Below are 25,196 nucleotides of genomic sequence, written 5' to 3' on the forward strand. Positions count from 1 at the left end.
CTCGACGTGGTGCGCAAGCTCCTGGTGGACGGCGTCGCCATGGTGCGCCTGCTCGGCCCGCAGGACCGGTTCCTCAGCACCATCGAGAAGGAATACCCCGACGTCGTCGTGCACGTGCGCGGCAACGAGGTCACCCTCACCGGCGCGGCGGTCTCCGTCGAGGCCGTGGTGCGGTTGATCGAGGAGCTCCAGCTGCTGCTCCGCACCGGCGCCGACCTCGGCGAGGCCGAGGTGAGCACCTCCGCCAGGATGCTCGGGGCCGACGCGACCTCTAGCCCCTCCACGGTGCTCGGGCAGGCCATCCTCACCTCGCGTGGCCTCACCGTGCGGCCCAAGACCCTCGGGCAGAGCGACTACGTCAACGCGATCGACGAGAACGCCATCGTCTTCGGCATCGGCCCGGCCGGCACCGGCAAGACCTACCTCGCCATGGCCAAGGCCGTGCAGGCCCTGCAGCGCAAGGAGGTCGACCGGATCATCCTCACCCGGCCGGCCGTCGAAGCCGGCGAACGGCTCGGCTTCCTGCCCGGCACCTTGACCGACAAGATCGACCCGTACCTGCGACCGCTCTACGACGCCCTGTTCGAGATGATGGACCCCGAGCTGGTGCCCAAGCTCCTCGCGGCCGGCACCATCGAGGTGGCCCCACTGGCCTACATGCGCGGCCGCACCCTCAACTCGGCGTTCATCGTGCTCGACGAAGCGCAGAACACCACCCCGGAGCAGATGAAGATGTTCCTCACCCGCCTCGGCTTCGGCTCCCAGATGGTGGTCACCGGCGACATCACCCAGGTAGACCTGCCCGCCGGCGCCAGCGGCCTCCGCCTGGTCACCAAGGTCCTCGACGGCATCGACGACATCGCCTTCGTGCGCCTGACCAGCGCCGACGTCGTGCGCCACAGTCTCGTCGGCCGCATCGTCGACGCCTACACCGAATACGACGCGCAGAAGCAGGCCCAACGCTACGAAAGCGAACAGGCCCGCGACTTCGCCTCCCGCGCTCCGCACCAGGGGAACCCGCGCGATCGCACCCCGAAACGGAGATCCAGTTGAGCATCGAAATCAACAACGAGTCGGCCATCCCGGTCGACGAAGCCACCATCCAGCGCCTCGCCGCCTTCGCGCTGGACACCATGCATGTGCATGCCGACGCCGAACTGGCCATCGTCCTCGTGGACGAGGGCGCCATGGAAGCGCTGCACGTGCAGTGGATGGACGAGCCGGGTCCCACCGACGTCCTGAGTTTCCCGATGGACGAGCTGCGCCCGGGCACCGAAGACGCCCAGACCCCGCCGGGTCTGCTCGGCGACATCGTGCTGTGCCCGCAGGTGGCCCAGGGCCAGGCCGAAACCGCCGGCCACAGCACCCTCGACGAACTGCTGCTGCTCACCGCGCACGGCGTGCTGCACCTGCTCGGTTTCGACCACGCCGAGCCCGACGAAGAGAAGGAAATGTTCGGCATCCAGCGCGACATCCTGATCGGCTTCGCCATGCAGGAACGACGCCGGCCCCGATGATCGTCGGGTGGTTCCTGGCCGCCGCCATCCTGCTCGTCGCCTTCGGCGGGCTGATGGCCGCCGTCGATGCGGCGATCATGTCCCAGTCCAGGGCCGATATCGCCGAGCTCGCCGTGACGGCGCGATCCAAGCGGTCCCTGAGCGCGATCGCCGCCGACACCGGCGCGCACCTGAACGCCATCAACTTCGTGCGCATCATCGCGGAGACGACCGCAGCAGTAATGGTGACCCTGGTCTTCGCCACGACCATCGACGCGATCTGGCTTGCCCTGCTGTTGTCGGCCCTGCTGATGACGGCGGTGTCCTTCGTCCTCGTCGGGGCGAGCCCCCGCAGCGTCGGCCGGGCTCATCCGCAGACTCTGCTCATGCTCACAGCCGTCCTCGTGCACTTCCTCAGGGTGCTTCTCGGCCCGGTCGCCAACGCCCTCGTCGCCCTCGGCAACCGGGTCACCCCCGGCCGAAGCCGGCTTGCCACGTTCACCTCAGAGGACCAGCTGCTGAGCATGGTCGACGAGGCCACCGAACTCGACGTGATCGAGGAAGACGACCGCGAGCTGATCCACTCGATCTTCGAGTTCAGTGAGACCGTCGTGCGCGAGCTCATGATCCCGCGCACCGACATGGTCACCATCGACGCCGACTCCAGCGTCGGTGCGGCGATGGGTCTGTTCCTCAGCAAGGGCTTTTCCCGGGTCCCCGTGGTCGACGGCGAAGTCGACGACGTGACAGGCATCCTGTATCTGCGGGACGTGTCCAGGCTGGTCTACGAACGGCCCCGCAACCTCGAGACGTTGCGGGTGGGCGAACTCGCCAAACCCGCCCAGTTCGTGCCGGAGTCCAAGAAGGCCGACGCGCTACTGCGCCAAATGCAACTGGAGTCGAACCACCTGGCCATGGTCGTCGACGAGTACGGCGGCATCGCCGGCCTGGTCACCCTCGAGGACCTGATCGAGGAACTCGTCGGGGACATCTCTGACGAGTACGACCGGGACGTCGTCGAGATCGAGGATCTCGGCCACGGCCGTTTCCGGGTCAGCGCCCGCCTGCCCGTCGATGAACTCGGAGAACTCTTCGACCTCGACCTCGACGACGACGAGGTCGACTCCGTCGGCGGACTGTTGGCCAAGGCGCTCGGCAGGTTGCCGGTCGCCGGCTCCGAAGCCAGAACCAGCGGATTGATCCTCACCGCGGAGCGAACCGAGGGTCGACGCAAACGAATCAGCACAGTGCTGGTTGAACCAGACAAGGCGTTGAGAAACGCACAGTCCGCATTCCTGGGAATGCCGGACACCGAAGGAGCACACGGCAATGACACAAGAACCTGATTTCCGGGCGGGATTTGTATCCTTCGTCGGGCGCCCCAACGTGGGCAAGTCCACCCTGACGAACGCCCTGGTGGGAGAGAAGGTGGCGATCACCTCGTCGAAGCCGCAGACCACCCGCCGCGCCATCCGGGGCATCGTGCATCAGAAGAACGGCCAGCTGATCCTGGTCGATACCCCCGGCATCCACCGGCCCCGCACGCTTCTCGGTGAGCGGTTGAACAGTCTCGTGCAGTCGACGCTCAGCGGCGTCGACGTCGTCGGCCTGTGCATCCCGGCCAACGAGCCGATCGGCCCCGGCGACAAGTTCATCAACGAACAGCTGGACAACTTCCCGCGCGCCAAGAAGGTGGCCATCGTCACCAAGATCGACATGTCTTCCAAGACCAGCGTCGCCAACCAGCTTCTCGCGGTCTCGCAGCTGCGCGATTGGGAGGCGATCGTGCCGATCTCGGCGACCAGCCGCATCCAGCTCGATGTGCTCAGCAGCGAGCTGCTGCGCCTGCTGCCGCTCAGCGACGCGCCGCTGTACCCGGCGGATGCCGTGACCGACGAAAGCCTGGAATCGCGCATCTCCGAGTACATCCGCGAGGCGGCGCTCGAGGGCGTCACCGACGAACTGCCGCACTCGATCGCCGTGACGATCGACGACATCATCGAACGTGACGACCAGGAACTCGTCGAAATCTACGCCAACCTCTTCGTGGAGCGGGACAGCCAGAAGGGCATCATCATCGGCAAGTCGGGCAGCCGGCTCAAGGACGTCGGCATGCGCGCCCGCAAGCAGATCGAACCTCTCGTCGGCAAGCGGGTATTCCTCTCGTTGCGGGTCAAGGTCGCCAAGGAATGGCAGCGCGACCCGAAGCAGCTCGGTCGGCTGGGCTTCTAACCGAGCGCCCGGTCGGGTCCGGTCGCACCAGACCCTGGAACCTGTCCTCGCGGGCGACCGACCTCACCCATCGGTCGACCCTGTCGAGACCCTCGCTGCCCGTCCCTTTGGCTCAGAACTGCGTTCGATATGTGCTCGAGAATTTGCTGACATTTCCTCGCATATAGGTGCGATTCGTGAGAGAATGGGGGTATGGACGACGAGCTGGATAGTGGCTCCACCGCACCGACGGGAATGACTCCCACCGGTCCGAACCTGCACGACTGGAACACCGGTCTGGCCGGTCCGGATCCCCTCTCGGCCGTGGATGCCGCCAGTCNTCGGCCGTGGATGCCGCCAGTCTGAGCGGCACTTCCGACACGAAGACCGCCGCTGCCGCCGGCCCTGCGGCCGGCCCCGCGACGGGCTCGTCCCGTCCCGGTCGGGCCGGTCGGGGTCCGTCTAAGCCGCGGCCTGAGTGGCGGGATCCGGCCGAGCTGCCGGGGGTGCAGCGCGCGCATACCGGTGCGTTCGGTCAGAAGCTCCAGGCGTTGGATGATGCGGCGCGGATGGTGATGGCGGTGATGGGCTCCATTGACGTGAACGCGTTGAGCGACCCTGAGGTGGTCGCGTTGACGCAGATGGTCGAGCGGACCGGCCGGCCGGTGGATGCGGCCCGGGTTAGCACGGCGACCGTGGTGGGTTACCGGTCCCGCAGCGGGCTGGGCACGGAGTCGTTGGCGTGGCGGTTGGGGGCGTCGCACCAGAATGATCTGCTGATCGGGCTGACCGGCACGTCGGTGCCGGAGATGAAACGACGCGTGGCCCTGGGTGAGAAGGTCGCCCCGCGGATGTTGGGCGGCATGGTCCTCGAGCCCGAGTTCCCGTTTGTGGCCGCGGCACTGAGCGCCGGGGAGATCGGTCTTGATGCGGCGGAGAACATTGTGAAGGGCCTGGCCGACTACAAAGTGCACGGCCGCTTCGACGCGGACCAGTCGCTGGTGGACGGTGGTGAAGCCGAGCTGGTGGAGTCCGCGACCGGGTCCGTGTTCGGCCGCACCCCTGGACCCGGCGACATCGCCACCGCCACCGCTGCCGATGATGCCGGCGCCGGCGCTGGTGCCGGACAAGTCTGCACCGGCCCGGTCCGGCGTTTGGGTGCGTCGGCGGGGTTCACTTTCCCGGCGGACCGGATCCGGGAGATGGCGGCGACGTGGCAGGCGGTGTTGAACCCGGACGGGGCCGCGCCCACCGCGGAGATCCTCGAGGCGAAGTCCACGTTCTCATTCGGCAAACTCAGCCAAGGCCTGCATCCGTTGCGCGGTGGGGTGACGCCGGAGCTCAAGGGCATCATGCAGAACCTGTTCGACACGTTCCTGTCCGCGCGCAGCGCTCCCGCGTTCCCGTCCGCGGAGGAGCAGCAGCGCATCGAGGCCGGCGAACTGGTGCCCGGTGAGATCCTCGACGAGCGCGACGGCGGTCAGAAACGTGCCGATATCCTCCGTGGCATCCTGGTCCAGGTCGCCCAAGACCCTCGCACCCCGACCATGGGCGGGATGCCGCCGACGGTGATGGTGCACGTGAACGCAACCGACCTCGTCAACGGGGTCGGGGTTGGCTGGATCGACGGCGTCGAGGGCCCCGTCTCGATGAAGACGATCAATCAGATGGTCGACAACGGTGGCTTTCGGCCGATCTTCTTCGGCGGCACCGGCGCCGTCCTCGCCCTGGGCGATAAGGTCCGGTGTTTCACGCCGCTGCAACGCAGGGCGATCACCGCCCGAGACGGCGGCTGCATCATCCCCGGCTGCACCTGCCCACCGCAATGGACCGAAGTGCACCACGTGAAGCCGTGGCAGCACGGCGGCCCGACCAACGTCTCGAACGGGGTACTGCTGTGCTGGCGCCACCATCACGGCATCGACAACGCCGGCGGCTGGAAAATCCGGATGGTCCTGGGCATGCCCGAAGTCAAAGCCCCCCACTGGATCGACCCCACCGGCACCTGGCGCACACCACCCCAACACCGCGCCCACGACCCCAAAACCCGACGGCCACCCCACACTGAATGACTGGGGGCACCCGGGCGGTGAGGACTGACTCTGCAGCCGACCCTGCCGCCGACCCTGCCGCTGACGCTGCCGCGACTTTGCCAGAATGGTGTCGGGCACGGTCCATCTGGGCGCCGGAGCCTGGATCGAAGGAGTCAACATGTCGCAGGTAACAATGTCTGAGCCGGTCATTGCCGTTGTCGGCGCCGGGGCCGTGGGCGGCCTGCTCGCTGCGCTGCTGGACCGCGCCGGCGTCGAGGTCGTTGCCGTCGCCAGACCGCAGACCGCTCGAGCGATCGCGGCGGAGGGACTCACCATCCACAGCCCGCACTTCGGCGACGGTGTCTCGAGGATCACCGCGGTCACCGAGATACCCGACGGTGCCAACGTCATCCTCGCCACCAAGGCTTTCGCACTCCCCGCCGTGACCGGCTCGCTCGCTCAGGCGCGGCCCACTGAGGTGGTATCCCTGCTCAACGGCATCGAACACCTGGCGATCCTCCGCGACCACGCACCGGGAGCCCTCGTCGCCGGAGCCTCGGTGGCGGTCGAATCGACGAGGCTCAGCCCCACCGTGATCGAGCATCGCAGCCCGTTCCTTCGGCTCACCGTTCCGGCCACTGCCGCCGACTCCGGCATCACCGCGGCGTGGCGGAAGGCCGGACTCGACGTCACGGTGGCCGGCACCGACCAAGAGGTGCTCTGGGCCAAATTTCGCTTTCTGGCCCCGATGGCCTTGCTCACCTCGTACTGGCGGTTGCCCATCGGCGCCGCCCTCGAACGCGACGCCGCACTGACGACCGCGGTGCTGACCGACGTGGCTCGGGTCGCCAGCCTGGACGGCGTGCCCACGGACGCCGGGCAGCTGGCCACGGCCCTCGCCGCGTTGCCGGCGTCTATGCGCTCGTCGCTGCAGAACGACCTGGAGGCGGGGCAGCGAAGCGAGCTGGATGCCATCGGGGGAGCCCTCGCCCGCCGCGGTCGCAGTCTCGGTGCGGACACCGCCGCCGTGGATGGGCTGTTGGCGGACCTCACTGCGAGATGACTTTCGGAACGGCTACATCGCTGGGATGACTTCCCGGGGACGCCGGGATGATCTGGTGGCCGGAACCCGGACGCGGCTCTGGGGGAGCCCTACGCTGTAACCATGCCGGTTCCAGGGTTTCTCACGCGTGCCGCCCCGCACCGCTGGGCACTTGAACCCGCGCTCGGTCTGGCTGTGGCCCTGGTGTGGGGGATCCCGGCCCTCTGGGCGGGCCAATCGGCGGCACTGCTGGCGGTCTGGATGTTCGCGATCGCGGTGGGACTGTCCCGCTTCGCCCCTCTGCTGGGGCTGACCATCGGCGCTGTCGCCACACTGGCCGTGGTCACCGCCGGAACCGGCCACTTGACCGGGCCGGGCGCCGTACCGCTGCTGCTCACCTCCGGCTGCCTGGCGGTCTGGGGCGCCGGACTCCACGGGCGGCGCTGGGTCAGGTTCGTCGGCCTGGCCGCGGGGCTCCTCCTCGGCATGCTTGTCACAGTCTTCCTCTTACTGCCTCTGTCGATGCAGGGGGCGCAGGACCTGGACGGGACGCTCCGGTTCTTCGGCGACCTCGGATTTCGGCTCACCGGCGGCTTCCTGGCCGCCCTCGCTCTCGTAGGCGGCTGGGCGCTGGCGCTGGTCGTTCGGGGCCGGGCCGATCGCCGTGGTGCCGCAGGGCCGGTCGAGGCAGATGCCCTCACCCTGGAGACCTGGCTGATGCTGCCGCAGGGCGCACCGACGGGCACGGTGACGATGGGCGTTCCGATCCGAGGCCCCCTCAGCGCCCTGCTCGGTGACCGCACCGGCGGCCGGCTCGTCTTCCGCCCGGTCTCACGGCGCACCGTCACCGTCGACGTCGGAATCGCGGTCACCTTCTCCCTCTTCTGCCTCATCATCGATGCCGGCAATGGCATCGTGTCGTTCCTCGTATTGGTCGGCTTCACGGCCGCCCTGGCCGTGCGCCGGCTGTCACCGGGCCTGGCCCTGACGATCGCCTGGGTCAGCGCCCTCGCCCAGATGCTGGCCGGGCTGCCGGTGCTGACCGGCAACTTCGCGGTGTTGGCCGTTCTGTACGCCACGGCGGCCTACGGCGACAGGATGCTGCGCTGGGTCGGCCTGGTTTCCGTGGGGATCGGCGCCGTACTCGCCGCCGGCTACATCGCGGTTATCCAACAGGGCGCGCTCTCCATCGGCGAGGCACTCGCGCAAGGCAACGCGGCCGGCCTGGTCTGGTCCTTCGTGGCCACCCTGATCGCGAGCGTCGCGGTGCTCGGTCTCTCCTGGACCCTCGGACTACTCATGCGAACCTGGCAGACCGCCAGGGCGGGCCGGCTCAGCCAGCATCGAGCGGTGGAGGAACAGCGCGTCGCGCAGCGCAGCGTGGTCGTCGAGCAGGAACGCAACCGCATCGCCCGCGACATGCACGACGTTGTCGCCCACTCCCTGGCCGTGGTCATCGCCCAGGCCGACGGGGCCCGGTACGCGCGTGCCGCGAACCCCGAGGCCGTCGACGAGGCGTTGACTACCATCTCGACCACGGCCAGGGACGCCCTGGGCGACGTGCGCATCCTGCTCACCCGTCTGCGCCAGGACGCGGCCGACGGACCGCAACCCGTGCTCGCCGACCTCGACCGCCTGGTGGCGCAGATGCAGAGCACCGGGCTCGACATCGAGTGGACCACCACGGGCACACCCACCACCCTGGGCTCCGGCGCCCAGCTGGCCGTCTACCGCATCGTGCAGGAGGCCCTCACCAACGCCCTCCGGCACGGTGACGCTGGTCGGGCGGTATATTTGAGCCTCGCCTGGACGGACGGATGGGTTGCGGTGACGATAGACAACGCGGTGCGACCGAGCCCGGCCGCCGACGCATCCGGTGTACTCGGCCACGGACTACCCGGCATGCGCGAACGGGCGCTCCTCGCCGGCGGCTCGTTGACCGCGGAGCCCATCGGCGGCCGGTTCATCGTGGCCGCGCGCCTGCCGGCCATCACCACCAGTGCCCTGGTACGGCCCACCGTGCTGACCCCGGCCCCGCCCCGACCAACGGAGAACGCCCATGAGTGACGTCCACCCGGAGGATGCTCCGCGCATCCGGGTCGCCCTCGTCGACGACCAGGCCCTCTTCAGGGCCGGGATCCGCATGCTGGTCTCCTCCCAGGACGATCTGGAGTTCGTCGGAGAGGCCGGCAACGGCGCCGCCGGCGTCACCATGGCCGCCGCTGTCTTCCCCGACGTGATCCTGATGGACATCCGCATGCCCGTGATGGACGGCATCGACGCCACTGCGGCCATCATCGCCGCCGCCACCCTGGCCGGAACGACCCCGCCGCGGATCATTGTGCTCACCACCTTCGAACTCGACGAGAGCGCCAGCCGGGCCATCCGCGGCGGGGCGAGCGGCTTCCTGCTCAAGGACGCCGATCCGGAGTTCCTGCTCGCCGCCATCCGCACCGTGCACGCCGGCAGCGCCGTCATCGCCGCCTCCGCCACCCGCGAGCTCTTTGCCCACTTCGACGCTCCGGCCCCGGAGCAGGAGGTGCCGGTGGCGTACACCACCCTGACCAGCCGGGAACGGGACATCTTCGCCCTCGCCGCCCTCGGCCTGAGCAACGCCGAGATCGCCGCAGGTGAGTTCCTGAGCGAGGCCACCGTCAAGACTCACATCAGCCGCATCCTGGCCAAGCTCTCGCTGCGCGACAGGGTGCAGCTCGTGGTCTTCGCCTTTCAGCACCGCCTCACCCAGTAGCTCTGCTCCAACCGGTAACCGCCCAGCGGATGACCCGGCACCGCCGGCACTCATCCGTCCGGCCCCGCTGATTACACCCGGGGCCCGATGCGGCCGCTGGCACCGGATTCGTACCGTGGAAACATGGAAAATTCACCGTCAGAACTCGGCCTCGCGGCCAGAGTCACCTCCCTGCGCAAGACCTACGGCTCCGCCACCACGTCGGTGACGGCCCTCGACGACGTGTCCATCGGCATCCGTCGGGGCCAGTTCACCGCCATCATGGGCCCGAGCGGCTCGGGCAAGTCCACCCTGATGCACATCATGGCGGGGTTGGACACGGCGAGCGCGGGCCAGGCCTGGCTCGGTGACACCGAGATCAGCGCCCTGGATGACGCCGCACTGACGGTCCTCCGCCGGCGGCGGATCGGCTTCATCTTCCAGGCCTTCAACCTCGTACCCACGCTGGACGTGCGCGGCAACATTTTGCTGCCCTTCGCCCTGGACGGCCGGAAGCCGAGCACCACCGAGAACAACTGGATCGAGCAGCTCATCGACTCGCTCGGCCTGGCCGACAGGCTCACGCACCGGCCGCACGAGCTCTCCGGCGGACAGCAGCAGCGCGTCGCCATCGCCAGGGCCCTGGCCACCCGGCCTGAACTGGTGTTCGCCGACGAACCCACCGGCAACCTCGACTCACGGAGCGGTCGGGAGGTGCTGGCCCTGCTCAAGGCGGCGAGCACCGGCTACGGCCAGAGCATCGCCATGGTCACCCATGACCCCATTGCGGCCAGCTTCGCCGACCGGATCCTCTTCCTCGCCGACGGCCGCCTGGTCGAAGACCGGGAACGGTCCTCGGCCGAAGACATCTCCCGCATCATGCTCGGCATGGAGCAGCGCGCATGAGCGGCCGCGGTGCAAGCCTGCTCGTAGCCGGCCTCGCCTCGGCCTTCGGCGTGGTGCTGCTGCAGGTCACCAGCGTGCTCGCCACGGTGATCAGTGGTGACGGCGTTTCCGACATCGGGGCGGTGCGCTCGGCACTGTCAATCGTGGCGGTCCTGTTCATCACCATCGCCGTGTACGTCAGTTCGATCGTCACCACGAACACCGTCGCGACGATCATCGCCGGCCGCACCCGCACCATCGCCCTGATGCGCCTGATCGGCTCCAGCGCACGTGATCAGCGCCGCGCGGTGGCCAAGGAAGGCCTTCTCGTCGGTGCCGTCGGCGCCGTCCTCGGCGCGGTCGTGGGATCGGTGCTTCTCAGCATCGGACTGTGGATAGCCGTGGCCGCCGGCACGCTCCCTGACCTGCGGTACAGCCTGATCGAACCGCTCCTGGCGCTTCCCGTCCTCGTTGTGGTGCTCTCCACCTGGTGCGCGGCCTGGGTGGGCTCGCGCCGGGTGCTCTCGGTCAGTCCGATGCAGGCCGTCGGCGCCGCCCAGGAACGCTCGCTCGAGGAAACGGTCCGACGTCCGGCCCGCAACATCGTCGCCGTGCTGCTGATCGTGGCCGGGGTCCTGTTCCTCGCCGGCGGTGTCGTCGTGGGCCAGATCAGCGAGTACGGAGTCCTGCTGGGCCTGGTAGGCGGGCTGCTGTCCTTCAGCGGGCTCGTGCTGGGCTCGCACCTGATCATGCCGCCCGTCCTTGGCCTCGTGGGTCGTCTGCTGGGTTCGAACGCACCGTCCAGGCTCGCGGCCGCCAACGCGCAGCAGCATCCGGAGCGGAGCTCCAGGGCCACCATCGGCCTGGTCATCGGCGTGACGCTGATCACTATGTTCGCCGTCGCCGGGGCCACCTTCGAGAAGATGATGGCGCTGGCCATGGAGGACCCGTCGGTGCGCGCAGCGATCAGTGAGATGGTCGGCATCAGCCTGGCGGTGATCTCAGTGCTGGTGGGCTTCAGTGCCCTCATCGCGGCGGTGGGCATGGTGAACAACCTGGCCCTGAGCGTGCTCCAGCGGTCCAGGGAGATCGGGTTGCTGCGGGCGCTCGGCTTCACCGGCGGACAGGTGCGCAGGATGATCCTGGCCGAGAGCCTGCAGATGACCGTGGCCGCGGTCGCCCTCGGGCTGGCCCTCGGCGTCGTCTACGGCTGGGCTGCCGCGCAGTCGCTGTTCGGCACGGTGGCCAACATCGGTTTCGTCACACCGGCGGTGCCCTGGTTGCTCGTGGTGCTCAGCGTGACCGGGACCGCCGTCCTGGCAGTCGCTGCGACCATCGTGCCCGCCCGGCGCGCGGTGTCCGTCGCCCCGGTGACCGCCCTGGCCGCCGGCTGAGCGGATGCTGAGGAAATCTTCGGCAATCGGTGTTACCCTCTTTGTGTGCTGTTCGGTCTGCTCCTCCTTAGCTGCCGCGACGAGTCCTAATCTGAGGCCTCACTCGTCGCGGAGTTTGTCGTCGGCTGACCACCACTCGCGAGGAGAGATTAGACCATGAAGAACAATCAGGCCGCATCGACTATGCCGGTACACAAGTACCGCCCGTATCAGGACCAGTTCAACGTCGACCTGCCGGACCGCACCTGGCCGGCCAACCGCATCACCGTCGCACCGCGCTGGTGCGCCGTCGACCTGCGAGACGGCAACCAGGCTCTCATCGACCCGATGAGCCCCGAACGCAAGCGCATCATGTTCGACCTGCTGGTGCGGATGGGCTACAAGGAGATCGAGGTCGGCTTCCCGTCGGCCAGCCAGACCGACTTCGACTTCGTCCGCAGTCTCATCGACGACGGCGCGATCCCCGACGACGTGACCATCCAGGTGCTCACCCAGGCTCGTGAGCACCTGATCCGTCGCACCTACGAGTCCATCGTCGGCGCCAAACAGGCCATCGTGCACCTGTACAACTCCACCAGTGTGCTGCAGCGCGAAGTCGTGTTCCGGGAGGACAAGCAGGGCATCATCGACCTGGCCCTGTTCGGCGCCCGCACCTGCCGGGCCCTCGAGGCCACGGTTCCCGACACCGCCGTGTACTACGAGTACTCGCCGGAGAGCTTCACGGGCACCGAGCTGGAGTTCGCCGTGGACATCTCCAACCAGGTGATCGAGATCTTCGAGCCCACCCCGGAGCGCAAGGTCATCATCAACCTGCCGGCCACCGTCGAGATGGCCACGCCCAACGTCTACGCCGACTCCATCGAGTGGATGAGCCGGCACCTGGCCCACCGCGAGAACGTCATCCTGTCGCTGCACCCGCACAACGACCGCGGCACCGCGATCGCGGCTGCGGAGCTGGGCTACCTCGCCGGCGCCGACCGTATCGAGGGCTGCCTGTTCGGCAACGGCGAACGCACCGGCAACGTCGACCTCGTCGCCCTGGGCATCAACCTGTTCACCCAGGGCATCGACCCGCAGATCGACTTCGGCAACATCGACGAGGTCAAGCGCACAGCGGAGTACTGCAACCAGCTGCCCGTTCCCGAACGCAGCCCCTGGGCGGGCGACCTGGTCTTCACCGCCTTCAGCGGCTCCCACCAGGACGCCATCAAGAAGGGCTTCGAGGCCATGGCCGCCGAAGCCGCCGAGACCGGGGCCAGCGTCGACGACCTGGTCTGGGCCGTACCGTACCTGCCGATCGACCCCAAGGACCTCGGCCGCAGCTACGAAGCGGTCATCAGGGTCAACTCGCAGTCCGGCAAGGGCGGCGTCGCCTACCTGCTCAAGACGGACCACCACCTCGACCTGCCGCGGAAGCTGCAGATCGAGTTCTCCGGCGTCGTGCAGGCCAAGACCGACACCGACGGCGGCGAGGTCACCAGTGATCAGATCTGGGACATTTTCAACGACGAGTACCTGCCCGCCAACCACACCAATCCGGATGCGAAGTGGGGCCGGTTCGAGTTGTTCTCCACCCGCACCTCCAGCGACCTGGCCGGCGCGGTAGACCTCACCGTCGACCTGCGCGATTCGGACGCCGTCGCCCCGGCCACGGCGACAGGCAACGGCCCGATCGCCGCGTTCCTGGGCATCATGGCGGACCGTGGCGTCACGATCACCCTGTACGACTACGTTGAGCACGCCATGGCCGCCGGCGGAGACGCCTCGGCCGCGGCGTACGTCGAGCTCGACGTGAACGGCAAGCGGTTCTGGGGCGTCGGCATCGACCCCGACATCTCGACGGCATCACTGAAGGCCGTCGTGTCGGCGGTCAACCGCGGCATCCGGGCCGAAGCGGGCGATCGGGAATTGGCGACCGTCTGACCTGCACGCGGATGGCCCCGGCTGCGACTCTCGTCGCGGCCGGGGCCATCCTGCGTACTGCGCCGTCCTGTGTCCGGCTCAGACCCGCATGGCCCGTCGGGCCTGGCTGGGTGTGAGCGGCTGAGGAACCGGCACTGGTTCGCCGTCCGGCTTGCCCAGCACCGCCGTGCAGTCATCGATCGCCTGCGCCAACAGTGCGTAGAGACGCTCATCGGTGTCGGGAATGCATGCCTCGGCGATGCCCTGCACCGTGATGCGGATGATCGACTCCGCGGTGCGGTCGGTGAACCGGGTACGAGACCACGACCCGACCGAACCCATGAACTCGCGCGCCCAGCGTTCGGTTTGCGGTGCCTTGTCGAATGCCGCACGTACCTGCTCTGACACATCGATCGGGGTGCCCTCCGACGACCGCGCCAGGTGACGCTGACAGTTGAGGATGCCCACGGCCAGGGCCCGCTGGTGATCGGCGCTGACCACCGGCAGACCGGCCGTCGCGGCCCGCAGGGCCACGACAAGACGGACCCGCTGGTCGTCGCCGCGCAGACCGATCACGGACGGGATCAGCATCATCAGGCGGGATCTGGCGTCATCGGAGGTGCAGTCGTTGACCATGCGTGCCAGCGAGGCCAGGACCGGATGTGTGCACGCTGGATGGTCGCTCCACGCCTCACCGGACAGGTGCGACGCGAATTCCATGAAGCACGCTCCGCTGCGTGGGGACTTGTGTTTGCCCCGGGAAAGGACAGGCAACAGCTCGGGCGCAGTGCCCTCGTATCGTTTCATGGAGTACCTCCCTGCGACGTGGTTGTGCCTCAATACTGACCCCAGATTGGGGGAAAGGCGAGGCCAAAACCGGTCCGGATGACAAATGCTCAGAAAACGCTCCGGAACGCGTCAGCGGTCAGCGGTGACGGTGGGCTCGGGGTGCGCCTGGGTGCGGCGCCGTGGCCAGAACCGCAACGGCTGGATCGAACCCCGCCGGCGCCAGTGCGGCCAACTGCCGATGGCCCGTTGCTGCGGCAGGGTCCAGCCGAATCGGGCTGCGAGGACCCGGATGACCGTGGTCGTGACCACGCAGATCATTGCCGCCGCGGTGATCGGCACCTCGAGCACCACAAGAGTGACCAGGAGCCCGCAGCCCACCAGAGCGGCGACGGCGTACAGCGAGCCGACGTGCATCACGGCGATGGGCACGTTCAGCATCATGTCTCGCAGCACGGACCCGCCCACAGCGGAGACCACCCCGACGAACAGGGCGGGAATCTCCGGCAGGCCGGCGGCGAGCGCCTTGGTGGTGCCGATCACGCCGAACAGGCCGATGGTCACGGCGTCCAGGGTGATGATCAGCGGGCCGAGCCGGTTGAACAGGCTCTGCAACAGCATGCCCAGCAGCGCGAACACCGCCGCGACGGGCAGGTACCAGTTGCTCAGCAGCGCGGCCGGCACCCCGCCGAGCAGGATGTCGCGCAGCAGGCCGCCGCCCAGGCCCACCGTGATGCCGATGATCGAGATGCCCAGCAGATCCATCCGGCGGTCGGTGAACCGGCCCGCGAACATCGCCCCCTGGATCGCGCCGATGGCGACGGCGACGAGGTCGATCCAGAGCGGAATGGCGAAGAGGGGAGTGGGCACCGTCAATATCTACCACGGCCCGCATGACCTCCGGCGCGGGCGTCGGCATCCGTCCGCCGGAGTGGGAGAATTGACCGTGCCCGTTTACCGTGATGAAGCCGTCGTGCTGCGTACCCACAAGCTGGGCGAAGCCGACCGCATCATCACCCTGCTCACCCGCCAGCACGGCAAGGTGCGTGCTGTTGCCAAGGGCGTGCGCCGTACGGCGTCGAAATTCGGTGCCAGGCTCGAGCCGTTCATGGTCGTCGACGTGCAGCTCTATATCGGTCGCAGCCTCGACATTGTCAACCAGGCCGAATCGATCGGCTCGTACGGGGCCGTCATCACCGCCGATTACGGCAGCTACACCGCCGCGAGCGCCATGGTCGAAACCGCGGACAAGCTCACCGAATCCGAGGGATCGCTGCAGCAATACCTGCTTCTGGTGGGGGCGCTGCGGTCTCTGTCCAGGCACGAGCACGGCTCCGGCGCCACCCTCAACTCCTACCTGCTCCGGTCACTGTCCATGGCCGGCTGGGCGCCCAGCTTCCACGACTGCGCCCGCTGCGGCGCGCCGGGCCCGCATTCGGCTTTCGTGGCGCAGGTCGGCGGCATCGTCTGCGACAACTGCGCCGCCCCGGGTTCGCCCCGCCTCGACCCCGACACCATCGCCCTGCTCAGCGCACTGCTCACCGGAGACTGGGCCTTCACAGCCGATGCCTCTGACACCACCCACGCCCAGGCCACCGGGGTCGTCGCCGCATACACGCAGTGGCACCTCGGCCGCGGCCTCCGATCACTGGAGCACGTGCGCCCATGACGCCGAATCCCTTCCGTTCCTCCTCGAGCACCCCCTTCACCCACAAGGACGCGGTGCCGTTCAAGCCCGTCGACTGGACCGGGCTCTACCCGCCGGCGCTGCCCGCCAAGGCCGTGCCGGAACACGTGGCCGTGGTGATGGACGGCAACGGCCGTTGGGCCAACGCCAGGGGCCTGTCCAGGGTCGAGGGCCACAAGGCCGGTGAAGCATCACTGCTCGACGTGGTCGCCGGAGCCATCCAGATCGGCGTCAAGCACCTCAGCGTGTACGCGTTCTCCACCGAGAACTGGAAGCGCTCACCCGACGAGGTGCGCTTTCTGATGGGCTTCAACCGGGATGTCCTGCACCGCCGTCGCGACCAGCTCAACGACTGGGGCGTGCGGGTGCGCTGGGCCGGCCGGAAGCCCAAGCTGTGGGCCTCGGTGATCAACGAGCTGCAGTTCGCCGAGAAGCTCACCGCCGGCAACGACGTGCTGACCCTGACCATGTGCGTCAACTACGGCGGCCGCACCGAGATCGCGGATGCCGTGCGGGCCCTGGCCGAGGACGTCGCCGCGGGCCGGCTGAAGCCGTCCGGCATCACCGAGAAGTCCATCCAGCGGCACCTGTACACCGCCGACCTGCCCGACGTCGACCTGTTCGTACGCAGCTCCGGCGAGCAGCGCACCAGCAACTTCCTGCTCTGGCAGACCGCATACGCCGAGATGGTGTTCCTGGACACCCTCTGGCCCGACTTCACCCGCGTCGACCTCTGGCACGCCATCGAGCTGTACGCCGCCCGCAACCGCCGCTACGGCGGCGCCGTGGACACGCCCACCGCCTGACCGTTCCGGGTACGCGGGAATAACTGGAGGGTCTGCTCGAGTTAGCCTCCACGTGAGCGAAACCATCAAAGTAGACATCTGGTCCGACGTGCAGTGCCCCTGGTGCTATATCGGCAAGCGCAAGTTCGAGGCCGGCGTGGCCGCATTCGGCGACGACGTCGAGGTGGAGTACCACTCCTTCGAACTCGCCCCGGACACCCCCGTCGATTTCGCGGGCAGCCCGATCGATTACCTCAGCGAGCGCAAGGGCATCCCGGTGCCGCAGGTGCTCGAGATGCTGGAGCGGGTCACCGGCATCGCCGAGAGTGTCGGCCTGCACTACGACTACGACTCGGTGCACCAGACCAACACCATCAAGGCGCACGAGCTGCTGCACTACGCCAAGGCGCACGGTCTGCAGCTGGAGATGAAGGAGAGCCTGCTCAAGGCGTACTTCGTCGACGGCGGCCACGTCGGCCGCATCGAGGATCTCGCCGACCTCGCCGCCACGGTCGGCCTGGACCGCGCCGACGTGGTGCGCTCCCTCACCGAGAACGAGTACCTGGCCGCGGTCAAGGCCGATGTCGCCCAGGCCACCGAGTACGGCATCCAAGGGGTGCCCTTCTTCGTGATCGACGGCAAATACGGCATCTCCGGCGCACAGGACCCTGATACCTTTGCGCAAGCCCTCCGCCAGGTCCGCAGCGAGCGGACCGACACCGACACCCGCGCAACCGAGGAGACCCACGCATGAGCGAGACCACCACCGCGACCGACACTGCGACCACCCCGGTGCTGCGTCCGATCATCCAGCTGCTCGACCAGCCCGACGCCGGCGGATGCTGCGGCGGCGGGTCCTGCGGCATTTAGCCGTCCGACGTTTCAGCCCGGCCGTCCGACGGTTTTCCACCGTCGAACGAACGTGGCGTCCATGCCCGGCCAGGTCTGGGAGAATTGGATGAGATGAACACTCCCACTTCCACGATCAGCCCGGTGTCCCCGCTACGAATCGGCGACATCGAACTCGATGTGCCCGTGGTGCTGGCACCCATGGCCGGCATCACCAACACGGCGTTCCGCCGGCTCTGCCGCGAATACGGCGCCGGACTCTACGTGAGCGAGATGATCACCTCACGGGCGCTCGTTGAACGCACCCCGGAATCCATGCGGCTGATCACGCACCACGAGAGCGAGAAGACCCGCTCCATCCAGCTCTACGGTGTCGACCCGAAGACGGTCTCGGAGGCCGTCACCATGCTCGTCGCCGAGGACCGCGCCGACCACATCGACCTGAATTTCGGCTGCCCGGTGCCCAAGGTCACCCGCAAGGGCGGGGGAGCGGCGCTGCCGTGGAAGATCACCCTGTTCCGGGAGATCGTCGAGGCCGCCGTGACGGCCGCGGGGACGATCCCGCTGACCGTGAAAATGCGCAAGGGCATCGACTCCGACCACCTCACCTACCTCGAGGCCGGTCGCGTCGCCGAGGGCGCCGGCGTCGCCGCGATCGCGCTGCACGCCCGCACCGCCGCGGATTACTACTCCGGCCACGCCGACTGGGCCGCCATCAAGACCCTCAAGGACACCATCACCAGCGTGCCCGTGCTCGGCAACGGTGACATCTGGTCCGCCGCCGACGCTCTACGCATGATCGAGGAGACCGGGTGCGACGGCGTCGTCGTCGGCCGTGGCTGCCTGGGACGTCCGTGGTTGTTCGGCGACCTCGCGGCGGCCTTCCGCGGTGAAGTGCTCAAGGCCGAACCCTCCCTCGGCCAGGTCGCGGATGCGTTCCGCCGGCACGCCGAACTGCTCACCGAGTTCTTCGACAGCGAAGAACGGGCCTGCCGCGATGTGCGCAAGCACGTGGCCTGGTACTTCAAGGGCTACCCCGTCGGCGGTGACCTGCGCGCCAGCCTGGCCTCCGTCGTGTCGCTCGAGCAGCTGGACGAGCTCCTGGCGACCATGGACCCCGACCAGCCGTATCCCGGCATCGGGGCCGAGGGCCAGCGCGGCCGGGCCGGCAGCCCCAAGAAGACCTCCCTGCCCGAACGCTGGCTCGAGTCTCGCGACATCGTCGGCGCAGAGCGCAGCAATCTCACGGAGGGCGAGGGGGACACCAGCGGTGGTTAATCAGACCGGATACAGCGTTCACGACGAGGCCAGGTTCCGACCTGAAGAGCACGATTCCAGCCGCAGCGACTTCGCCCGCGACAGGGCCAGGCTGCTGCATTCCAGCGCCCTGCGCCGCCTGGCCGCGAAGACCCAGGTGCTCAGCCCTGCCGCCGGTCTGGACTTCGCCCGCAACCGCCTCACCCACTCGCTCGAGGTCGCGCAGATCGGCCGGGAGCTCGCCCTGCGCCTGGCCCTGGACCCCGACATCGTCGATACGGCGTGCCTGGCGCACGACATCGGGCATCCGCCGTTCGGTCACAACGGCGAGAAGGCCCTCAACACCTGGGCCGCCGACATCGGCGGCTTCGAGGGCAACGCGCAAACCCTGCGCCTGCTCAGCCGGCTCGAACCCAAGGTTTTCGGAGACAACGGCGCGAGCTTCGGACTCAACCTCACCCGCGCCAGCCTCGACGCCAGTTGCAAGTACCCGTGGGCAGCCGACTCCTCGGTCGCCGACCCGAGCGGACGCGCCAAATTCGGTTTCTACGAGGACGACCGCGCGGCCTTCGAATGGCTGCGCGACGGCGCACCGGAACGCCAGCTCTGCGTCGAGGCGGAGGTGATGGACCTCTCCGACGACATCGCCTACTCGGTGCACGACTTCGAGGACGCCGTGGTCAGCGGCTACCTCGACGTGGAACTGCTCAGCAGCCGCAGCGATCACGCCGCCCTGGTCACCTCGATGTACGAGTGGACCGGCGGGCAGTTCAGCCACGACGAACTCATCGCCGCCTTCGACAGGCTCGACGCCCTCGACGTGTGGCTGCACGGTTGGAACGCAGGCCGCCGGGACCAGGGCCGTCTGAAGAACCTGACCAGCCAGCTCATCGGCCGGTTCAGCGGCGCGGCCGTCTCGGCCACCAGAGCCGCCTACCCCGACCGACACCTCATCAGGTTCGCCGCCCACGTCGTGGTCCCGCGGGAGGTCCAGGCCGAGATCGGCGTGCTCAAGGGCATCGTCGCCGCGTTCGTCATGTCCACCCACGTGCGCCAGCCGATCTACATCGAGCAACGCGAAACACTCACCTACCTGGCGGACACGCTGTTGGCGACGGGCGACGAGCACCTGGACCCCGGCTTCCGGGAGGACTGGGTAGCTGCCGCGGACGACGCGGCCCGCAAACGCGTGATCGTCGACCAGGTGGCCAGCCTGACCGATCAGAGCGCGATCGCCCTGCAGCGCCGGTTGCACCTGACCCGTGAACCCGCCGGGATCACGCTTCGGACCGGTGCCGCATGGCAGGACTGATCCGGCAGGGCGACGTCGAAGAGGTCAAGTCCCGCACCAACATCGCCGACATCATCAGCGACTATGTCAGCCTCAAATCTGCCGGGGTCGGTTCGATGAAGGGCCTGTGCCCGTTCCACGACGAGCGCAGCCCCAGTTTCCACGTGCGTCCGCAGGTCGGGTTCTACCACTGCTTCGGCTGTGGAGAGAGCGGCGACGTCTACTCCTTCCTGCAGAAGATGGACCATGTCAGTTTCAGCGAGGCTGTGGAACGGTTGGCCGGCCGGGCCGGCATCGAACTGCACTACGAGGGTGGCGGCGCCGAGGCCCCTGACCACACCAACCGGGCGCGGCTGTACGCGGCCAACCAGGCCGCCGCCGAGTTCTTCATCGACAAGCTCGGCAGCCCGGGGGCCCAGGTGGGCCGCACCTTCCTCGGCGACCGTGGCTTTGATGCTCAGGCCGCCGAACGGTTCGGCGTCGGCTTCGCGCCGAAAAGCTGGGACGAGCTGACCAAACACCTGCGCGGCCGTGGTTTCAGCACCGAGGAACTCACCCTCTCCGGCCTGGTGTCAGCCGGGGACCGGGGGATCTACGACAGGTTCCGCGGCCGCCTGGTCTGGCCGATCCGTGACATCACCGGGCAGACCATCGGCTTCGGCGCCCGCAAGCTGCTCGAGGACGACAAAGGCCCCAAATACCTCAACACACCCGAAACCCCGATTTACCACAAGGCCCAGGTGCTGTACGGCCTGGACCTGGCCAAGCGTGACATCTCCCGCAACCACCAGGTGGTGGTCGTCGAGGGCTACACCGACGTCATGGCCTGCCACCTGGCCGGCGTGACCACGGCCGTGGCCACCTGCGGAACCTCGTTCGGTGTGGACCACATCAAGGTGCTGCGCCGGGTACTCGGCGACGACAGCGGTGTCGGGGAGGTCGTCTTCACTTTCGACCCCGATGCCGCGGGGCAGAAAGCCGCCGTGCGGGCCTTCGCCGAGGAGCAACGGTTCAGCGCCCAGACCTTCGTGGCCGTCGCCCCGGAAGGGCTCGACCCGTGCGACCTGCGGCTGCACCGCGGAGACGACGCCGTGCGTCGACTGGTCGACTCCAAAAAGCCGATGTTCGAGTTCATGATCCGCCAGCTTCTGGCCCAGTACAACCTCGACACCGTCGAAGGCCGGGTCTCCGCCCTGCGCGCGGCCGCCCCGGTGGTCAGCGACATCCGGGACCCGTCATTGCGACCGGGCTACACCCACGAACTCTCCCGCATGCTGGGAATGGACCTCGGTGAGGTGTCCCGCGCCGTCAGCTCGGCCCAGGCGCGGTCCCGCACCGCGCCCCTCGAGGCACCTCGCCGGGCGGGAGAACCGGCACCGGCCCCGCGCGAGCGCCTCTTCGCCCTCGCCGACCTGCCCCAGGACCCGGTCACCCGGATCGAGCGCGACGCGCTGATGGCGATGCTGCAGCATCCGACTCTCGTCGGGCTCGACCTCGTGCAGCGGGCGGTGTCGACCGGCATGACCAACAGCACCCTCGCCGTCGTCCGGGACGCCGTGGCCGCCGCCCTGCCGCACGCCGCGGCTCCGGACTGGCTGGAACGGGTCGTCGCAGAGACCCCGGCTCCGCTGGCGAACCTGGTCACCGAACTGGCGATGGCCCCGCTGCCTGAGCGCACCGAGCGCGAGGTCACCCGCTATGTGCGAGACATCACCATCGTGCTGATCGAGAAGGACCTGCTGCGGCAGAAGGCCGAACTGCTCGGCCGCCTGCAACGGGCCGATGCGACCAACCGTGAGGTCTACGTCGCGATTCAGCGCGAGCTCGTGCGGGTCGAAGCCGAACGGCGCAACCTCCGGGTCGAGTAGCCGGCTTATATTGCGGGTCTATTAAGATGCATTGCAGAATGGCCGTCTGACGCGCAGAGTGTGCTAATTCTTGGTTTACAGCAACGCATATCTGCGTCTGAGCGCAGATATTCGGTTTCACCAAGACACCCACACCTTGAGGAAGAGGCATTCGACTATGGCTTTTGAACCCACCAGGCGCGGCCGCGCCGTCGGCGTCACCGCCGGTCTCGCCGCCGCAGCACTCGTGCTCGCCGGCTGTGCAGGCTCCACCGCCGAGGAGGCGGGCGCCGCTCCGCTGACCATCGGCACCACCGACAAGGTCACCACCCTTGACCCGGCCGGCTCGTACGACAACGGCTCGTTCGCCGTGCAGAACCAGGTCTTCCCGTTCCTCATGAACACGCCGTACGGCAGCCCCGACGTCGAACCCGACATCGCGGTCTCCGCCGAGTTCACCGCGCCGACGCAGTACACGGTCACCCTCAAGCCCGACCTGGTCTGGGCCAACGGCAACAAGCTGACCTCGTCTGACGTCAAGTTCACCTTCGACCGTCAGTTGGCGATCGCCGCCGACAACGGCCCCTCCTCGCTGCTGTACAACCTGGAAAGCGTCGACACCCCGGACGACACCACCGTCGTGTTCAACCTGCTCGCCCCCGACGACCAGATCTTCCCCCAGATCCTGTCCAGCCCGGCCGGCCCGATCGTGGACGAAGAGTCATTCTCGGCCACCGAGCTCACCAGCGACGACGACATCGTCAAGGCCAATGCGTTCGCCGGACAGTACGTCATCACCAGCTACGACTTCAACAACCTCATCGGCTACAAGGCCAACCCCGACTATGAGGGTCTCCTGGGTGCGGCGAAGACCGACGTCGTGAACGTCAAGTACTTCGCCGACTCGTCCAACCTCAAGCTCGAGGTCCAGGAGGGCGGCATCGATGTGGCGTTCCGCAGCCTGTCCGCGACAGACATCGAAGACCTTCGCGGCAACGACAACGTCGAGGTCGTCGACGGACCCGGCGGCGAGATCCGCTACATCACCTTCAACTTCGACACCCAGCCGTTCGGCGCCACCACAGCCGACGCCGACGCGGCCAAGTCCCTCGCCGTTCGCCAGGCGGTTGCCGACCTCGTCGACCGTGAAGAGATCGCCGACCAGGTGTACAAGGGCACCTACACCCCGTTGTACTCCTACGTCCCGGCCGGCCTGACCGGTGCGACCGAGTCCCTCAAGGGCCTCTACGGCGACGGCAACGGCGCTCCGGATGCCGACAAGGCCAAGGCGACCCTCACGGCCGCCGGCGTCACCGAGCCCGTCGAGCTCAACCTGCAGTACAGCAACGACCACTACGGCCCCTCGTCCGGTGACGAATACGCGCTGATCAAGGACCAGCTGGAGTCCAGCGGCCTGTTCACGGTGAACCTGCAGACCACCGAGTGGGTGCAGTACTCCAAGGACCGTTCCAGCGACGTGTACCCCGCGTACCAGCTCGGTTGGTTCCCGGACTACTCCGACGCTGACAACTACCTGACGCCGTTCTTCCTCACGGAGAACTTCCTGAAGAACCACTACGTCGACCAGGAGGTCAACGACCTGATCTTGCAGCAGGCCGTGACGGTCGACCCCGCCGCGCGCACCGCGCTCCTCGAACAGATCCAGGACAAGGTCGCGGCCCAGCTGTCGACGGTGCCGCTGCTCCAGGGTGCGCAGGTCGCCGTGACCGGGACGACGGTCACGGGAGCCAGCGACACGCTCGACGCGTCGTTCAAGTTCCGTTACGCAGCCCTGGCCAAGGGCTAGGCTCGCAGGTTTCACCTAGCTAGACGACGGGGGCGTTCAGGCGACTACGCGCCGAACGCCCCCGTCTTTCGTTTGCATAAGTGAGGTAGGAATGACGACTGTAGCGACAACGCCAGCGGCCCCGGCGGCCGGGCGACAGCCCACCACGACGGCACCGAAGAAAAAGGGTTCCGGCGGCGGAATCATCCGCTACATCGTGATCCGCTTCCTGCTGATCTTCCCGACCATCTTCATCCTGGTGTCCATGGTGTTCTGGCTGATGCGCACCACGGGTGACCCGATCACCGCGGCTCTCGGTGGCCGGCTGAGCGCCGACCAGCTCGCCGAGCGGGTCGCCGCGGCCGGCTACGACAGGCCCATCCTGGTGCAGTACGTCGAATACCTCGGCCAGATTTTCACGGGCAACTTCGGCACCACGATCAGCACCAACCGGCCGGTCTCGGAGGTGCTCCTCACCTACGGCGCCGCCACAGCCGAGCTGGCGTTCTACGCCCTGCTGGTGGCCTTCATCGTCGGGATCCCGCTGGGCATGGTCGCCGCGTACTGGCGGGACAAGTCGCCGGATGCGTCCTTGCGAATCTTCGCAATCCTCTGCTACGCCACCCCGGTGTTCTTCTCCGGCCTGCTCTTCAAGCTCATTTTCGCCGTCTGGCTGAAGGTCCTGCCTGTCGCCGGCCGGGCCTCGACGAGCTCGGAGCTGCAGATGCAGCTGCTGCCGGGCAAAACCGGTCTGTACACCATCGACGCCATCCAGACCGGCAACCCGGCGATCCTGGTCGACGTCCTGACCCACGCGGTGCTGCCCGCCCTGGCCCTCGGTCTGCTGACCGCCGGGGTCTTCCTGCGCCTGGTCCGCACCAACGTGATCGGCACCCTGGGCACCGATTACGTGGACGCCGCCCGGTCCCGCGGGGTCAGCGAATTCAGGCTCGTGCGGAAGCACGCGTACCGGCCAGCACTGATTCCGATCATCACGGTGATCGGCCTCCAGATCGCCCTGCTCCTCGGCGGCGCCGTGCTGACCGAGACCACCTTCGAGTGGAAGGGGCTGGGTTTCATGCTTTCCGAATTCCTCCAGGCCAGAGACTTCGTCGCCGTCCAGGGCATCGTCGCCCTGCTCGCCGTCATCGTCGCCCTGTCCAACTTCATCGTGGACATCATCGCCGCGCTGATCGACCCGAGAGTGCGGTACTGAT

Annotated in this window: 21 protein-coding genes; 19 read left to right on the forward strand and 2 right to left on the reverse strand. The window is 67.9% G+C overall.

Translation table 11 applies throughout. From position 1 onward, the window contains the following. The first annotated feature begins 39 nt into the window (after positions 1-39). From E3O60_RS03125 to leuA, 11 genes are all read left to right on the forward strand, one after another. Positions 40-1,053 carry a PhoH family protein gene (locus E3O60_RS03125; protein ID WP_088457985.1) on the forward strand — a complete coding sequence of 338 codons (1,014 nt, stop codon included), beginning with the start codon at positions 40-42 and terminating at the stop codon, positions 1,051-1,053. Next, positions 1,050-1,517, forward strand: coding sequence for an rRNA maturation RNase YbeY (gene ybeY / locus E3O60_RS03130; protein WP_088456108.1), 468 nt, complete (start codon positions 1,050-1,052; stop codon positions 1,515-1,517). The genes E3O60_RS03125 and ybeY overlap by 4 nt, the downstream gene beginning before the upstream one ends. Continuing rightward, positions 1,514-2,842 carry a hemolysin family protein gene (locus E3O60_RS03135; RefSeq protein ID WP_134409408.1) on the forward strand — a complete coding sequence of 443 codons (1,329 nt, stop codon included), beginning with the start codon at positions 1,514-1,516 and terminating at the stop codon, positions 2,840-2,842. Before ybeY ends, E3O60_RS03135 begins: the two co-directional genes overlap by 4 nt. Beyond that, positions 2,826-3,728 (forward strand): GTPase Era, encoded by a 903-nt coding sequence (gene era, locus E3O60_RS03140; protein ID WP_088456110.1) that lies wholly within the window; start codon positions 2,826-2,828, stop codon positions 3,726-3,728. Before E3O60_RS03135 ends, era begins: the two co-directional genes overlap by 17 nt. 326 nt (positions 3,729-4,054) lie before the next feature. Then, positions 4,055-5,779, forward strand: coding sequence for an HNH endonuclease signature motif containing protein (locus tag E3O60_RS03145; protein WP_134497102.1), 1,725 nt, complete (start codon positions 4,055-4,057; stop codon positions 5,777-5,779). Between the two features lie 139 nt (positions 5,780-5,918). Further along, complete coding sequence (locus tag E3O60_RS03150; RefSeq protein WP_134409406.1) at positions 5,919-6,803, forward strand: ketopantoate reductase family protein; 885 nt, start codon at positions 5,919-5,921, stop codon at positions 6,801-6,803. Positions 6,804-6,905: 102 nt separating this feature from the next. Next, entirely contained in the window at positions 6,906-8,849 is a 1,944-nt protein-coding gene (locus tag E3O60_RS03155) for a sensor histidine kinase (protein ID WP_240632450.1), read from the forward strand. Continuing rightward, entirely contained in the window at positions 8,842-9,531 is a 690-nt protein-coding gene (locus E3O60_RS03160; protein WP_134409405.1) for a response regulator transcription factor, read from the forward strand. The genes E3O60_RS03155 and E3O60_RS03160 overlap by 8 nt, the downstream gene beginning before the upstream one ends. A gap of 123 nt (positions 9,532-9,654) precedes the next feature. Further along, positions 9,655-10,416 carry an ABC transporter ATP-binding protein gene (locus tag E3O60_RS03165; RefSeq protein ID WP_088456114.1) on the forward strand — a complete coding sequence of 254 codons (762 nt, stop codon included), beginning with the start codon at positions 9,655-9,657 and terminating at the stop codon, positions 10,414-10,416. Beyond that, positions 10,413-11,789, forward strand: a complete 1,377-nt coding sequence (locus tag E3O60_RS03170) for an FtsX-like permease family protein (protein ID WP_134409404.1) — start codon at positions 10,413-10,415, stop codon at positions 11,787-11,789. Before E3O60_RS03165 ends, E3O60_RS03170 begins: the two co-directional genes overlap by 4 nt. A gap of 156 nt (positions 11,790-11,945) precedes the next feature. Next, positions 11,946-13,712 (forward strand): 2-isopropylmalate synthase, encoded by a 1,767-nt coding sequence (gene leuA / locus E3O60_RS03175; RefSeq protein WP_134409403.1) that lies wholly within the window; start codon positions 11,946-11,948, stop codon positions 13,710-13,712. Positions 13,713-13,790: 78 nt separating this feature from the next. On the opposite strand, the gene E3O60_RS03180 is transcribed toward leuA, so the two are convergent. Next, entirely contained in the window at positions 13,791-14,411 is a 621-nt protein-coding gene (locus E3O60_RS03180; protein WP_174776225.1) for a hypothetical protein, read from the reverse strand. 198 nt (positions 14,412-14,609) lie between these two features. Further along, entirely contained in the window at positions 14,610-15,347 is a 738-nt protein-coding gene (locus E3O60_RS03185; RefSeq protein WP_088456117.1) for a trimeric intracellular cation channel family protein, read from the reverse strand. A gap of 76 nt (positions 15,348-15,423) precedes the next feature. On the opposite strand from E3O60_RS03185, the gene recO reads away from it, so the two are divergent. The 8 genes from recO (at position 15,424) to E3O60_RS03225 (ending at position 25,195) form a co-directional block, all read left to right on the forward strand. Then, positions 15,424-16,146 (forward strand): DNA repair protein RecO, encoded by a 723-nt coding sequence (gene recO / locus E3O60_RS03190; RefSeq protein WP_088457987.1) that lies wholly within the window; start codon positions 15,424-15,426, stop codon positions 16,144-16,146. Beyond that, complete coding sequence (locus E3O60_RS03195; RefSeq protein WP_134409401.1) at positions 16,143-16,970, forward strand: isoprenyl transferase; 828 nt, start codon at positions 16,143-16,145, stop codon at positions 16,968-16,970. The genes recO and E3O60_RS03195 overlap by 4 nt, the downstream gene beginning before the upstream one ends. A gap of 52 nt (positions 16,971-17,022) precedes the next feature. Next, entirely contained in the window at positions 17,023-17,703 is a 681-nt protein-coding gene (locus E3O60_RS03200) for a DsbA family protein (protein ID WP_103459745.1), read from the forward strand. 209 nt (positions 17,704-17,912) lie between these two features. Continuing rightward, entirely contained in the window at positions 17,913-19,076 is a 1,164-nt protein-coding gene (dusB, locus tag E3O60_RS18825; protein WP_088456120.1) for a tRNA dihydrouridine synthase DusB, read from the forward strand. Continuing rightward, a complete protein-coding gene (locus tag E3O60_RS03210) occupies positions 19,069-20,367 on the forward strand; it encodes a deoxyguanosinetriphosphate triphosphohydrolase (RefSeq protein ID WP_241980331.1) in 1,299 nt (432 codons plus the stop codon). Before dusB ends, E3O60_RS03210 begins: the two co-directional genes overlap by 8 nt. Then, positions 20,355-22,214, forward strand: a complete 1,860-nt coding sequence (gene dnaG / locus E3O60_RS03215; RefSeq protein ID WP_088456122.1) for a DNA primase — start codon at positions 20,355-20,357, stop codon at positions 22,212-22,214. Before E3O60_RS03210 ends, dnaG begins: the two co-directional genes overlap by 13 nt. 157 nt (positions 22,215-22,371) lie before the next feature. Further along, a complete protein-coding gene (locus E3O60_RS03220; protein ID WP_088456123.1) occupies positions 22,372-24,000 on the forward strand; it encodes an ABC transporter substrate-binding protein in 1,629 nt (542 codons plus the stop codon). Positions 24,001-24,091: 91 nt separating this feature from the next. Then, positions 24,092-25,195 (forward strand): ABC transporter permease, encoded by a 1,104-nt coding sequence (locus tag E3O60_RS03225; RefSeq protein ID WP_088456124.1) that lies wholly within the window; start codon positions 24,092-24,094, stop codon positions 25,193-25,195. The last annotated feature ends 1 nt before the right edge of the window (position 25,196 follow it).

The organism is Cryobacterium sp. TMB1-7 (assembly GCF_004402435.1).
Taxonomy (GTDB): domain Bacteria; phylum Actinomycetota; class Actinomycetes; order Actinomycetales; family Microbacteriaceae; genus Cryobacterium; species Cryobacterium zongtaii.

What these genes read in the sequence shown, in the direction of transcription:
- E3O60_RS03125 (WP_088457985.1), top strand. Translation starts at nt 40, where the DNA reads ATGGTGCGCCTGCTCGGCCCGCAGGACCGGTTCCTCAGCACCATCGAG.
- E3O60_RS03135 (WP_134409408.1), top strand. Translation starts at nt 1,514, where the DNA reads ATGATCGTCGGGTGGTTCCTGGCCGCCGCCATCCTGCTCGTCGCCTTC.
- era (WP_088456110.1), top strand. Translation starts at nt 2,826, where the DNA reads ATGACACAAGAACCTGATTTCCGGGCGGGATTTGTATCCTTCGTCGGG.
- E3O60_RS03150 (WP_134409406.1), top strand. Translation starts at nt 5,919, where the DNA reads ATGTCGCAGGTAACAATGTCTGAGCCGGTCATTGCCGTTGTCGGCGCC.
- E3O60_RS03155 (WP_240632450.1), top strand. Translation starts at nt 6,906, where the DNA reads ATGCCGGTTCCAGGGTTTCTCACGCGTGCCGCCCCGCACCGCTGGGCA.
- E3O60_RS03160 (WP_134409405.1), top strand. Translation starts at nt 8,842, where the DNA reads ATGAGTGACGTCCACCCGGAGGATGCTCCGCGCATCCGGGTCGCCCTC.
- E3O60_RS03165 (WP_088456114.1), top strand. Translation starts at nt 9,655, where the DNA reads ATGGAAAATTCACCGTCAGAACTCGGCCTCGCGGCCAGAGTCACCTCC.
- E3O60_RS03170 (WP_134409404.1), top strand. Translation starts at nt 10,413, where the DNA reads ATGAGCGGCCGCGGTGCAAGCCTGCTCGTAGCCGGCCTCGCCTCGGCC.
- leuA (WP_134409403.1), top strand. Translation starts at nt 11,946, where the DNA reads ATGAAGAACAATCAGGCCGCATCGACTATGCCGGTACACAAGTACCGC.
- E3O60_RS03180 (WP_174776225.1), bottom strand. Translation starts at nt 14,411, where the DNA reads ATGGAATTCGCGTCGCACCTGTCCGGTGAGGCGTGGAGCGACCATCCA.
- E3O60_RS03195 (WP_134409401.1), top strand. Translation starts at nt 16,143, where the DNA reads ATGACGCCGAATCCCTTCCGTTCCTCCTCGAGCACCCCCTTCACCCAC.
- dusB (WP_088456120.1), top strand. Translation starts at nt 17,913, where the DNA reads ATGAACACTCCCACTTCCACGATCAGCCCGGTGTCCCCGCTACGAATC.
- dnaG (WP_088456122.1), top strand. Translation starts at nt 20,355, where the DNA reads ATGGCAGGACTGATCCGGCAGGGCGACGTCGAAGAGGTCAAGTCCCGC.
- E3O60_RS03220 (WP_088456123.1), top strand. Translation starts at nt 22,372, where the DNA reads ATGGCTTTTGAACCCACCAGGCGCGGCCGCGCCGTCGGCGTCACCGCC.
- E3O60_RS03225 (WP_088456124.1), top strand. Translation starts at nt 24,092, where the DNA reads ATGACGACTGTAGCGACAACGCCAGCGGCCCCGGCGGCCGGGCGACAG.